The 12,668-nt window shown below is 42.1% G+C and carries 10 protein-coding genes and 8 tRNA genes; 14 read left to right on the forward strand and 4 right to left on the reverse strand.

Annotated features, from left to right (window positions below; all coding sequences use genetic code 11):
- Window positions 1-32: 32 nt before the first annotated feature.
- From J8Z28_RS06590 to J8Z28_RS06650, 13 genes are all read left to right on the forward strand, one after another.
- Window positions 33-108: transfer RNA gene (locus tag J8Z28_RS06590), tRNA-Glu, on the forward strand.
- Window positions 109-238: 130 nt separating this feature from the next.
- A tRNA-Glu gene (locus J8Z28_RS06595) sits at window positions 239-314 on the forward strand.
- A gap of 78 nt (window positions 315-392) precedes the next feature.
- A tRNA-Glu gene (locus J8Z28_RS06600) sits at window positions 393-468 on the forward strand.
- Between the two features lie 78 nt (window positions 469-546).
- Window positions 547-622, forward strand: a tRNA-Glu gene (locus J8Z28_RS06605).
- 169 nt (window positions 623-791) lie between these two features.
- Window positions 792-867 (forward strand) — tRNA-Glu (locus J8Z28_RS06610).
- A 169-nt stretch (window positions 868-1,036) separates the two neighbouring features.
- Window positions 1,037-1,112: transfer RNA gene (locus J8Z28_RS06615), tRNA-Glu, on the forward strand.
- A 78-nt stretch (window positions 1,113-1,190) separates the two neighbouring features.
- Window positions 1,191-1,266 (forward strand) — tRNA-Glu (locus J8Z28_RS06620).
- A gap of 167 nt (window positions 1,267-1,433) precedes the next feature.
- Window positions 1,434-1,509: transfer RNA gene (locus J8Z28_RS06625), tRNA-Glu, on the forward strand.
- A gap of 218 nt (window positions 1,510-1,727) precedes the next feature.
- Window positions 1,728-2,675, forward strand: a complete 948-nt coding sequence (locus tag J8Z28_RS06630; RefSeq protein ID WP_055199412.1) for an HlyD family secretion protein — start codon at window positions 1,728-1,730, stop codon at window positions 2,673-2,675.
- Window positions 2,672-3,598 carry an ABC transporter ATP-binding protein gene (locus tag J8Z28_RS06635; RefSeq protein WP_062567026.1) on the forward strand — a complete coding sequence of 309 codons (927 nt, stop codon included), beginning with the start codon at window positions 2,672-2,674 and terminating at the stop codon, window positions 3,596-3,598. The genes J8Z28_RS06630 and J8Z28_RS06635 overlap by 4 nt, the downstream gene beginning before the upstream one ends.
- A gap of 2 nt (window positions 3,599-3,600) precedes the next feature.
- Window positions 3,601-4,749, forward strand: a complete 1,149-nt coding sequence (locus tag J8Z28_RS06640; RefSeq protein ID WP_250660376.1) for an ABC transporter permease — start codon at window positions 3,601-3,603, stop codon at window positions 4,747-4,749.
- 68 nt (window positions 4,750-4,817) lie between these two features.
- Window positions 4,818-5,981 carry a sugar ABC transporter substrate-binding protein gene (locus J8Z28_RS06645; RefSeq protein WP_250660120.1) on the forward strand — a complete coding sequence of 388 codons (1,164 nt, stop codon included), beginning with the start codon at window positions 4,818-4,820 and terminating at the stop codon, window positions 5,979-5,981.
- Window positions 5,978-8,215: an ATP-binding protein gene (locus J8Z28_RS06650; RefSeq protein WP_239964480.1), complete on the forward strand. Its 2,238-nt coding sequence runs from the start codon at window positions 5,978-5,980 to the stop codon at window positions 8,213-8,215. Before J8Z28_RS06645 ends, J8Z28_RS06650 begins: the two co-directional genes overlap by 4 nt.
- A 10-nt stretch (window positions 8,216-8,225) precedes the next feature.
- Here J8Z28_RS06650 and gloA read toward each other — a convergent pair whose 3' ends face one another.
- Window positions 8,226-8,624: a lactoylglutathione lyase gene (gene gloA / locus J8Z28_RS06655; protein WP_055021479.1), complete on the reverse strand. Its 399-nt coding sequence runs from the start codon at window positions 8,622-8,624 to the stop codon at window positions 8,226-8,228.
- A 379-nt stretch (window positions 8,625-9,003) separates the two neighbouring features.
- On the opposite strand from gloA, the gene J8Z28_RS06660 reads away from it, so the two are divergent.
- The gene (locus J8Z28_RS06660) at window positions 9,004-10,542 is read left to right on the forward strand and encodes a S10 family peptidase (RefSeq protein WP_250660121.1); all 1,539 of its coding nucleotides are present in this window, start codon (window positions 9,004-9,006) and stop codon (window positions 10,540-10,542) included.
- A gap of 120 nt (window positions 10,543-10,662) precedes the next feature.
- Here J8Z28_RS06660 and nth read toward each other — a convergent pair whose 3' ends face one another.
- The 3 genes from nth to rsxG are packed head-to-tail and all read right to left on the reverse strand — an operon-like array spanning window position 10,663 to window position 12,667.
- On the reverse strand, window positions 10,663-11,295 hold the full coding sequence (nth, locus tag J8Z28_RS06665) for an endonuclease III (protein WP_250660122.1): 633 nt from the start codon (window positions 11,293-11,295) through the stop codon (window positions 10,663-10,665).
- A gap of 38 nt (window positions 11,296-11,333) precedes the next feature.
- Window positions 11,334-12,032 carry an electron transport complex subunit E gene (locus tag J8Z28_RS06670; RefSeq protein ID WP_054553694.1) on the reverse strand — a complete coding sequence of 233 codons (699 nt, stop codon included), beginning with the start codon at window positions 12,030-12,032 and terminating at the stop codon, window positions 11,334-11,336.
- Complete coding sequence (rsxG, locus tag J8Z28_RS06675) at window positions 12,032-12,667, reverse strand: electron transport complex subunit RsxG (RefSeq protein ID WP_054563640.1); 636 nt, start codon at window positions 12,665-12,667, stop codon at window positions 12,032-12,034. Before rsxG ends, J8Z28_RS06670 begins: the two co-directional genes overlap by 1 nt.
- Window position 12,668 lies beyond the last annotated feature (1 nt).

The following is a 12,668-nucleotide window of genomic DNA, read 5'->3' on the forward strand; positions in this document are numbered from 1 at the left end:
ATAGTGTTTGTCCTAGGGTTGCAGTTTTCTGCGTCCCCATCGTCTAGAGGCCTAGGACACCGCCCTTTCACGGCGGTAACAGGGGTTCGAATCCCCTTGGGGACGCCACTTACTCTTAGTAAGTGAGCAATTGCCAAGAGAATAAATATGTTGGTCTCGAGTACTTACATGTTATTTTAGTAACCTTAACTCCGATATGAGTCAAACTATCATTTAATGTCCTAGTGACACATTATGTGTCCCCATCGTCTAGAGGCCTAGGACACCGCCCTTTCACGGCGGTAACAGGGGTTCGAATCCCCTTGGGGACGCCACTTACTTTAAGTGTTGTGTTATTAAAAGCTCGTCTGAATCGAGTTTAACTATTCAGTTGTCCTAGTGACACATTATGTGTCCCCATCGTCTAGAGGCCTAGGACACCGCCCTTTCACGGCGGTAACAGGGGTTCGAATCCCCTTGGGGACGCCACTTAGTAAAAGTGTTGTGTTATTAAAAGCTCGTCTGAATCGAGTCTAACTATTCAGTTGTCCTAGTGACACATTATGTGTCCCCATCGTCTAGAGGCCTAGGACACCGCCCTTTCACGGCGGTAACAGGGGTTCGAATCCCCTTGGGGACGCCACTTATTCAAGTAGGTTATGTGTAGTAGGGCGGTGAACACCGCGCAATCTATGCACGACGTTATCAAGAGTACGAATCTCTTGGGGACGCCACTTACTTTAAGTGTTGTGTTATTAAGAACTCGTCTGAATCGAGTCTAACTATTCAGTTGTCCTAGTGACACATTATGTGTCCCCATCGTCTAGAGGCCTAGGACACCGCCCTTTCACGGCGGTAACAGGGGTTCGAATCCCCTTGGGGACGCCACTTATTCAAGTAGGTTATGTGTAGTAGGGCGGTGAACACCGCGCAATCTATGCACGACGTTATCAAGAGTACGAATCTCTTGGGGACGCCACTTACTTTAAGTGTTGTGTTATTAAGAACTCGTCTGAATCGAGTCTAACTATTCAGTTGTCCTAGTGACACATTATGTGTCCCCATCGTCTAGAGGCCTAGGACACCGCCCTTTCACGGCGGTAACAGGGGTTCGAATCCCCTTGGGGACGCCACTTACTTTAAGTGTTGTGTTATTAAGAGCTCGCCTGAATCGAGTCTAACTATTCAGTTGTCCTAGTGACACATTATGTGTCCCCATCGTCTAGAGGCCTAGGACACCGCCCTTTCACGGCGGTAACAGGGGTTCGAATCCCCTTGGGGACGCCACTTACTTTAAGTGTTGTGTTATTAAGAACTCGTCTGAATCGAGTCTAACTATTCAGTTGTCCTAGTGACACAGAAACTTTCTGTTTAAGCTAAGGCCATTCGCCTCGCAGGCTCGGTCTCATCTTACGCAGAAATAGCAAATCAGTGATTTGCAAACCAATTTCTGCGTCCCCATCGTCTAGAGGCCTAGGACACCGCCCTTTCACGGCGGTAACAGGGGTTCGAATCCCCTTGGGGACGCCACTTACTTTAAGTAAGTAATGTGTTGGAAAGACTATCTTTTAAATATCATTTCAAATATAACTAAGATTTTTCAACTTAAGATTCCTTATTCTCCATATATCTTTACGATATAGACTCCATATATTTCTAAAACTTTAATTCCTATAGATCACTTTTACAGATCATTTTAATACTTTATAGTATCTAGCAACTCATCAGCTAACCATAAGGAAATTAAAATGTTAGCTAAACGTGTTGTACTCATTCTAATTTCTTTAGTCATTACTGCTTGCTCAGACTCAAATGAGGGAGTAGCGCTAGGAACGCTTGAGCGTGAGCGTGTGATCCATCCTGCAACGACTAACGAAATACTGATCGATTTACCCGTTTCAGCAGGCCAGTTGGTCGAAAAAGGGCAGGTGATTGCAAAGTTCGATGCCGAACTACAACAAGCGATTGTTGCTAAAGCACAAGCTCAACTAGCTCAAGCCACTGCATTTCTTGAAAAAACCTTGAATGGTGCTCGCCCCGAAGAAGTTGCTGGTGCATCAGCCAAAGTAGCAGCAGCTAATGCTGCATATACGCAAAGCGAAGCTAATTTTCACCGTGCAAAAACCTTAGTTAAAGATAAACTCGCAAGCCAAGAAACCTTAGACAGTGCAACCGCTGCACGCGATGAGACATTCGCTAATTTAGAATCAGCAAAGCAGAACTTAAATGAATTAACAAATGGTTCTCGCGTTGAAGATATTAATAGTGCGAAAGCGCAAGTTCAGGCCGCAGAAGCAGAACTAAAAGTACAGCAAAAATACCTCTCAGATCTGACAATTAAAGCGATGCGTGCTGGCAGGGTCGATAACTTACCTTGGCACGTAGGTGAGCGAGTTACTAAAGGCAGCCCTGTCGTTATTATTCAAGCAAACAGCGCACCTTATGCGCGCGTATATATCCCTGAACCATATCGTGCCAAGCTCAATCAGGGCATGACACTTACAGTTCGTGTCGATGGCATAGATAAAGATATTCAGGGTGAACTGACCTGGATTGCCTCAGAGCCTGCGTTCACGCCTTTTTATGCCCTTAATCAGGAAGAGCGTGCGAGATTAATGTACCTTGCTGAGGTAACACTACCGGTAAGTGAAAATAATTTACCGACAGGCGTACCTGCTCAAGTGATTATGCCATGACTGAATCTGTGATCCATGCCAAAGGTTTGGTAAAACAATTTGGCGATTTAAAAGCGATTGATAACCTTGATCTAGACGTTGAGCAAGGGCAAATTTATGGCTTTTTGGGCCCTAACGGCTGTGGTAAAACGACTGCAATCCGTATGCTTACGGGTTTATTGAAGCCAACCTCTGGTGATATCAATGTGCTTGGCTTGAGTCTGCCAAAAGATGCTGAAAAGCTCAGAACGCAACTTGGTTATATGACACAAAAGTTTTCACTTTATAGTGACCTGACCGTGCTTGAAAACCTAAAGTTCATGGCGGCGCTTTACCCGTTTAAAAAGCAACAAAAACAACAAAGAATTGACGAATTGCTCCATACCTATGGTCTTGATCAAAGAGTAGATCAAATGGCCGGAAGTATGAGTGGGGGCCAACGGCAGCGCTTAGCATTGGCTGCTGCAGTGATTAATAAACCGAAAATTTTATTTCTTGATGAACCAACATCGGCAGTCGATCCACAAAATCGCCGTGATTTTTGGGAAACACTGTTTGATTTAAGTAATGCCGGTACCACGATATTAGTCACCACCCATTACATGGATGAAGCCGAGCGTTGTCATCGTTTAGCCATTTTAGAATCTGGTATTAAACGCGCGGATGGCTCTCCAAAGCAATTAATGACAGACATGCACGCTCATGTTGTAGAAATCGCAGGGGCGCAAACCAGAGAATTAAAAAAACAACTCGCAACAATCGACCATGTTATCTCGGCAACTCAGCTAGGTGCACAGCTGCGAGTATTAGTAAAAAAAGATGTTCAAGACCCCGTTGAGTTCATAAAACAGCAATCATTCTGTCAGGATACGTGGCAAGTAAATAGTGTGCGCCCAAGCCTTGAAGACGTGTTTGTCACCTGCACAGGGCAGGGCCGACAATGAGTATTGTGACTTCATTAAGCCGCATAAAAGCAATTGTAAACAAAGAATTATTACAATTACGCCGCGATAGAATGACCTTTGCGATGGTGGTGATGATTCCCCTTATCCAACTGATTCTATTTGGTTACGCTATTAACACCAACGTTAAAGATATCCCTGTTGCAGTGGTCGATCATAGTCAAACTGCGCTCAGTCGCATTTTAGTACAAACAGTATCGGCGACAAATGTGGTTAAAGTGACGGATTATTACGACAGTATTGAACAGGCACAAACAGCAATCGCGAGCGCGAAAGTGCGGGCTGTGCTGTTTATACCCCACGATGTGGCAAACCGACTTGCCCAGCACCCAACCGTTGGTTTTGGTTTGCCTGATGGCAGTAATGAGTCGTTAGTCAGGCCAATTGCGCATTGGTTAGTTGATGGCTCCGATACAATGGTAGCGTCGAGCATAAAATCGCTGCGCAATATGCCGCTTGCAGAGCTTCTCGATAAGCCTGCGAATAGAACATACCCAACCTTTGAGACGACCTTATTTTATAACCCAGAGCAACGCTCTGCAGTGAATATTGTGCCAGGTTTAGCTGCTGTTATTTTAACCATGACGATGATTATGTTTACCTCTGCTGCCATTGTTAAAGAGCAAGAGCGAGGTAATATGGAGCTTTTAATCACCTTACCGTTAAGCTCACTTGAATTAATGATCGGTAAAGTGGTGCCTTATATCTTCATTGGTTTTATTCAGTTATTTATTATATTAGGTATGGGTAAGCTCTTGTTTCATATTCCTTTTGGAGGTGGTTTAGTCGCATTGGCTGTCGCAACCTTTGCGTTTATATGTGCCAGTTTAGTGCTTGGCTTAGTGCTTTCAACCATCGCTAAAAATCAGCTTCAAGCAATGCAAATGACAATTTTCATTCTGTTACCCTCGATATTATTATCAGGTTTTGTATTTCCTTATGAAGGCATGCCAAAGGCAGCGCAATGGCTTGCTGAGTGCTTACCCGCAACGCATTACCTAAGGTTAATACGCGGAATCGTGCTAAAAGATGTCAATCTAATAAGTATGAGCAGTGATTTACTTTGGCTGTTAGCCTTTACAATTTTGGGCTTGGCTGTGGCTGCATTTAGGTTTAAGAAAACCCTTGATTAGGCTGGGCAATTTAGGGCATATGTGCTTAACTAAAAAGTAATTTTAATTCATTTTGAGTAGACATTAGCGTGTGGCGAGTATTTTGGCTGGCGGTGCTATTAGTTACGTTTGATGGCTATGCAGCAACGATAAACCTAGCCCATACCATGAAGCATGAACATTTTAACCAATTGCTTAGTGAGTTTGCAGAGCAAAGCGGTTTAACGGTTAACTCTGTATTGGTTGACCAAAAGGTGCTAAAAGTCAGGCTGGTGCAAAATACTAGTACCAGCACCTCAACAGACGTTGTTATTGTACCCGCTGATCACTTAGGCCTTGATAAATATGCCAACTACAGCACTATTCCAGACTCACTCATAGCTGATACCACAGACAAGCGAACCTTAGAAACTGCAAAGCTAAACAACAAGCTCTTAGGTATACCCATCATTCAAGGCAATCACCTATTACTTTTTTATAATAAGCAGTTTGTTAAAGAGCCAATAGAAAATTGGCAGGATATATACCGAATTCAATCATCATTGCCTGAAAAAGTGAAACTCGTTACATGGAGTTTTATGGAAATGTATTGGTTTATCCCGTTCTTATCGGCTTTTAATGGCGACCTAATTGTAGATAACCATGTTCAGCTTAATACACCAGCAATGCAATCGGCTCTCAAATTTGTTTGGGATTTAAATAAACAAAACCTGGTTGATAGGCAGTGCGATTACACTTGCTCAAATAATGCATTTAAAGCGCAGCAAGCCGCTTTCACCATTGATGGTGCATGGGCATTAAAAACGTATGAAGAGGCATTGGGTAATAATTTAGGAATACAACAATTACCGAAACTCAATGGTGAGTATATGCAGCCTTACTACTCAACCTTTGTGCTGGCATTTCCAAACCATGCTTTAAATGGTGCAAATAAAGAGAGCTTGATCAAATTTGCTAAATTGGTTCAAGCGGAAAAATTCCAAACACTGGTTTGGCAAAAACTTCAAGATATCCCAGTTAACACTGAGGTTTTAAATAACCTAAAAGCACAACAAGGCACTGAGTTATCAACCTTAATTGATGCTATACAATTCACAAAACCTATGCCCTCTACCGCATCTATGATCATCGTATGGGAAGTATTAAATAAAGGATTTATTCGCTATGGCAGTGGTGCCTTAACTGCTGAGCAAGCGGGGCTTTTTATGCAAGGGTTGGCAGAGCGTTCGATTGCCAATGAAGGGGATGAATGAGTAGTCCACGCTTTAGCCGCGCCTTATTTATCAGTGTATTACTACTGGTCATTATTCCCCTACTGATCCTTGCAGGTTTGATGATTGGGCGTTTCTATTTAAGCTCAATTGACCAAGCAAATACGAGTTTGCAATGGCAAGCTAGAAATAATGCAGCCAGTCTTGAACAACTCTTATTTAAGCTTGAGAAAAATAGCCAATTACTTAGTAGCACTAAGGCGATAACTGAGCTGCCAAATAAAGTGGTGTACTCACAGTTCGCGCTTGTGCAGCTACAAGAGTTTGTTGCCCAAAATCCACAGATAAAAGCATCGATAGTAATTGATAATCAAGGGTTTATAGTTGAAGGGTATCCCATCACTTCTTTAAATTTGAATTTTAAACTCACTAAAAGCATTCTCGACAGCGCTCAAACATCAACAGAGCAAAACACAATTCAAATTATTGATAATCCACAAGTTACTGAGCTACTCGCACCTTTACAGGCAAAGCAAAATGCTTTACTGGCAATTACATCTACATTGCTACATGAGCAAGATTCTCTCAGTGAGCCAATAATTAAAACGGGCGTGTTAGTGTCTTTTGTGCCTTTATCAGAGGCGTTAAAGTGGCTTGCAATACACAATGAGCAACCGGTATATCAAGCGGGTAAGCAGGTACAAATTACAGCACAAGATAACATTCTATATAGCGTGGGCGATGCTGGGGATAACGGCAAATTAATGGGGCAGGCCTCAATCAGTAATGTTTTTTTTGCAGGTAAGCCAACCAGTTTACAATTCCAAATTAATGAAGCAAAAACCACCTACACCAGCGCTGTAAAGCAAACGGCTATATTGGCAGGGTTGTTAATTGTAGGACTCTCTATTATTTCATTTATCTCAGTGCGTTGGTTGACGGCCCGTCTCCATAACCCACTAAATCGTATTACTGCTCTTAGCCGAGAATATGCATTAGGTAATTACAAACAAGATACCGACGATTTTCATTATCAAGAGTTTAAAGATATTGCAGATTCCCTCAGCAGCATGGCTGATACCATTGATATACAAATTACTTCATTGCAATTAGAAAAACTTCGCGCTGAGCGCTCTGAGCAAGTTAAAAGCCAATTCTTAGCTAATATGAGCCATGAAATACGCACACCAATGAATGGTATTGTCGGCTTTTTGCAGCTACTCAATAAAAGCACGCTAACACAAGAGCAAGCAGAGTTTGTAAGGCAAATTAATAACTGTAGTGATGTGTTATTAACCGTGATTAACGATATTCTCGACTTTTCAAAAATAGAGGCAAATAAAATAGAGCTCGAGTCACGACAATGTGATTTAGTCGCGCTTTGCCATGACCTTATTTTACTATTTAAACCGAGCTGTGATGCCAAAGGGGTTGGCTGCCGGCTTGATGTCTCCTCATTACAATCGCTGAATGTAGAATGTGATGAAATACGTGTTAAACAAGTGCTAATTAACTTACTCTCTAACGCCGTTAAGTTTACCAATCAAGGAGAGATCGTTCTTTCGCTTACTCTGCAAAGCCGAGATGAACACGAGACAGCCGTCGTGATATCGGTAAAAGATACAGGCATTGGTATCGCTGAAGATAAAATAACGGCCCTGTTTAATCCCTTTGTTCAAGCGCAAAGTAGTACCACTCGTGAATATGGAGGGACCGGTCTTGGGCTTGCCATCAGTAAGGGGATGATTGATTTGATGGGAGGCACTATTGCTATCGACAGTGAGTTTGGAAAAGGTACCGAGTTTACCATTAATGTTAATTTTAAATCACTAAACCCACAGGACGCTAGCGCAAAAGTACACCAATCAGATGAAGACACTCAGTTCGATTTTAAAGCCGTCGATAAGCCAATATTAATTGCCGAAGATAACCCGATTAACCAAATTGTGATCACTAAGTATTTAACTCAATTAGGTCTAAATTATGAACTGGCAGAAAATGGACAAATTGCCTGTGAGAAAACCCTAACACAAGATTACGCACTGATTTTAATGGATATTCAAATGCCAGTGATGGATGGATTGACTGCCAGTGAAAACTTACTTGCAAGGCCAGATTTTGATACGCCGATTATTGCAGTCAGTGCTAATGCAATGAAAGACGACATCGAAACAAGCGCAAAAATTGGTATCAATGACCATATTGCAAAGCCAATTAATTTTGTTGAACTTGAAAAAGCGCTCGCAAAGTGGCTATCTCAGCAATCGCCGAAATAGCCAGTATGAATCAAAAAGTGGTGTTATCTTTTTTCTGAATTAACTCAATCGCATAACCATCTGGGTCTTTAACAAATGCAATTTCAGTTGTGCCGCCTTTGACAGGACCCGGCTCGCGGCTCACATTACCGCCAGCAGCTTTAATGTCTTCGCAGGCTTTATAAATATCATCAAACTCGATAGCAATATGACCGTACGCATTACCCAAATCATAGCTATCTGTATCCCAGTTATAAGTAAGCTCAAGCACGGTCGAATCTTTTTCGTCACCATAACCGACAAAAGCAAGGGTGTAGCGGTACTCTTCGTTGTCTGCACGGCGCAGCTCTTTCATACCTAATACCTGCGTATAAAATTCAATTGATTTATCTAAATCAGCAACGCGAAGCATTGTGTGTAATAAGCGCATTTAAGCATCCTCTTTTTTGTCTTTAAATTCGCACAATTCTAATAGCGCAGGAAGGCTGCGCATTAAAATTATTAAACATGGATTATAAGTTATTTCGATTACTTGCACAGCAAGATTGAGATAAAGCGTAAAGACTATGCTGTTAAATTAATAATTAAGCTTATGATTTGGAGATATAATCAGGCCCTTGCTATTTTGCAATAGGATAGAGTACTACAACACCTTTGTCGCAGACAGTTGAAATTACATCTTCTTACTGTAAAGGTAATAGGTGAATAACATAAAACTTGAAAAATAGGCTGACAAAGCATTCAAGACATAAATAGCAACGCTCTATTATCAAGCCCGATAAAGCTAAGCCTCCGAGGGAGAATAAAACATGGCGTATGTTGCCAATTTCAAAACTGTAGTCATCTCTACATTGTTTGCGTTTTGTACAAATGCGGTTAATGCAGATGAAACTTCAGAATCAAACAACAGTAAGAAGCCGATACCCGAAGCCACTAAATTTGTGACCCAGCATAAAGGTACTTTTAATGACAAAAGGATGAAATACAAAGCTGTAGCCGGTGAAACCTATTTATTAAACAAAAACGAAGAGCCAACTGCTGCTATTTTTTCGTTTGATTACATAGCTGCAAGCGATAATAAAAACAGACCAGTCACATTTATCTGGAATGGTGGCCCAGGCTCATCGTCTAATTGGTTACATATGGGCGCCTATGGTCCTAAACGAGTTGTTGTACCAAGCGATGCTTCACATCCAGGAATGGCTCCTTACGAATTAAAAGATGCGCCTGAGACGATACTTGATGTAACTGATATGGTGTTTGTGGACCCTGTTGGTACAGGTTACTCGCGTGCCTTAGGCAACACTGACAGCAAAGCCTTTTGGGGCTTAAATCAAGATGCAGCCTCTATCGCTGATTTTATTGCCCAGTGGCTAACAAAAGAAAATCGCTGGAATGCACCAGTATTTTTATTGGGAGAGAGCTATGGGACAACTCGAGCAGCAGCGGTTTCTAAAGTACTGATGGATAAACACCTGATTAATGTAAATGGCATTATTTTTGTGTCACAAGCTTTAGACTATCAAGGTTCAAGCCCTTATGTTGATGACAACATTATTTCTTATATCACTTACATACCCACACTTGCTGCAACCGCTTGGTATCATAAAAAAGTAGATACATCTGGAGATTTTGAAGCATTTATAGATGCAAGCCGACAATTTGCAGTTGATGAATTACTACCAGCCTTATTTAAGGGTAATGCCCTTAGTAAAGCTGACAGAAAGCGAATTGTTGACGGCCTTCACCGTTATACAGGGCTAAGCAAACAATATATTGAGCAGGTTGATTTACGCATTAATGCCTTTAGATTTGCAAAAGAGTTATTGCGTGATGAGGGCGTCGCAGTAGGCTTTCTTGATGGACGTTATAAGCTTGATGAACGAGACGATTTAACAGCAGCTCCTAAGCAAGATGCGTCAAAAGTGATAGGGCCAGCATATAAAGCGGCACTGATGAAATATATGCGCGCAGATTTAAACGTACAGTGGAAAAGAAAATACTTAAACCCTGGCGATCCTGAGTTATCAGATAACTGGCGCTGGCGCACTGCTCCTGATGGACAAGGCTGGGAGCCAAGATACGTCAATACAGCGCCAGATTTATCTTATGTGCTTCGCAGCAATCCGCAAATGAAAGTGATGGTCGCCTCTGGTTATTACGATATTGTCACGCCATTTTTTGATGCTGAATACACCTTAAATAGACACGGTATATACGCTGATAAAATTGACTATCACTATTATCACGGCGGTCACATGATGTATGTTCACGAACCAGCAAGAGTGGCGCTGTTAAGAGATACGCGAGAATTTATTAAAAAGCAGGTAAGCCAAAACCCACGATAATGGCTAGGAACATTGTGCCAAACCTAGTGTTTGGCACAATAAGCAAAATGAACTTACTGAGGTGATAGAAAAAGGTGAGCAACTTCACCTTAAAATTGTTAGCTTTAGAATAGACTTTAACTACTCAGTCTTTTCCTTAAACTCACACAAATCTTCGATAATACAGCTGCCGCATTTAGGTTTACGAGCCGTGCACACATAGCGGCCATGCAGGATTAACCAGTGGTGTACATCGACTTTAAATTCTTTAGGTACAACTTTCTCGAGCTTTTCTTCCACTTTGACTACATCTTTACCCATAGCAAACTTAGTGCGGTTAGATACGCGGAAAATATGCGTATCAACTGCAATTGTCGGCCAGCCAAAGGCACAGTTTAAAACTACATTCGCGGTCTTTCTGCCAACCCCCGGTAATGCTTCGAGCGCTTCACGATTCTCTGGTACTTCTGAGTTATGTTGATTGACCAGAATCTCACACATTTTATAGACATTATTGGCTTTAGAATTAAACAAACCAATGGTCTTGATGTAATCGCGAAGGCCTTCAAGGCCTAAATCAAGAATCGCTTGAGGCGTGTTAGCAACAGGGAATAGCTTACGGGTGGCTTTATTAACACCGACATCTGTTGCTTGTGCTGATAAGGTAACCGCAACTAATAATTCAAACGGGCTTGAGTATTCAAGCTCTGTTTCTGGGTGCGGGTTCTGCTCACGTAGACGAGATAAGATCTCATAGCGTTTTTCTTTATTCATGATGGCGTAAAGCACGCAGTGACGGTGCGTGCTCTCCTTTAAGTTAAACTTGTCACTCGGGCTCTAGGGCCTTTTTCTGCTTCTGGAGTAACAACTTGCTTAGATTTTATTTGTGTATCAATGACATTTTTTGCAGCAATCAATAAACCAAGCCCTAAAAAGGCACCCGGTGGTAAAATTGCCAATAAAAATTGGTTATCAAAACTAAATACTTCAATTCGAAGTGCAGCAGCCCATGGGCCTAATAATAAATCGGCGCCATCAAATAGCGTACCTTGACCAATAAGCTCTCGCATTGCCCCTAGCACCACTAAAACTAACATAAAGCCAAGTCCCATCATCAGGCCGTCAAAGGCTGAAAGTGGCACGGTATTTTTAGATGCGAATGCTTCTGCGCGACCGATAATGGCACAGTTGGTAACAATCAGTGGAATAAAAATCCCCAGTGATTGATAAAGCCCAAATGTATAGGCATTCATCATTAGCTGCACGATGGTTACAAAGCCTGCGATGATCATCACAAAAACAGGAATACGAATATCTTTAGGTACCCAGTTACGCACAATCGATACGGTGACGTTAGAACCAACCAGAACCAATAAAGTTGCTAAACCTAGGCCTAATGCATTGGTAATCGTAGAGGTAACGGCAAGTAGCGGGCACAAGCCTAATAACTGCACAAGGGCAGGGTTATTGGCCCACATGCCATCTTTAAATAAAGTTTTAACTTGGCTCATTACTTGGCTCCTTGACAGATGTTTGGCGCAGCAAACAAGTTATCAAATTCAGCTTGGGCAAACAGCACAGCTTGTTTTACTGAGCCGACAACGGCACGCGGTGTAATGGTTGCGCCAGTAAACTGATCAAATTGGCCACCATCTTTTTTAACAGCCCAGCGGCTATCATCTTCACCCAGTACATTTTGGCCTTTGAAAAGGGTGATCCAGTCTGATTTTTTGACCTCAACTTTATCGCCAAGGCCCGGTGTTTCTTCGTGCTTAGTGACACGAACACCCGCTATTTCACCATTGGCAAAAACCGCAGTTAATAAGTTGATATCGCCACTATAACCACTTGGTGTTACATGGCGCATCACTAAAGCGTAAGGCTTATTGTCTTTGTAAGCACGATAAATAACTTGCTCTGGGCGTGGACCTAAGCGCTCATCGGTGATCACGACACAATCTTTGTATAGTTGATTGTCATAATGATGGGCATCAAGTACTTGTTGAAGTTGCTCTGCAAGTTGTTGCTTTTCTTGCTCTTCAATACGCTCAGCAGTCAGGCTATGAGTCAGGGCCACAGTGCCTGTGGTAATGAGCGCAAATGCTGTAAGAATAGCGCCGTTTTTAGTCATTGAGGAAAGGATCATT

It is taken from the genome of Pseudoalteromonas sp. SCSIO 43088 (assembly GCF_023650795.1).
GTDB classification, from domain to species: Bacteria; Pseudomonadota; Gammaproteobacteria; order Enterobacterales; family Alteromonadaceae; genus Pseudoalteromonas; species Pseudoalteromonas shioyasakiensis.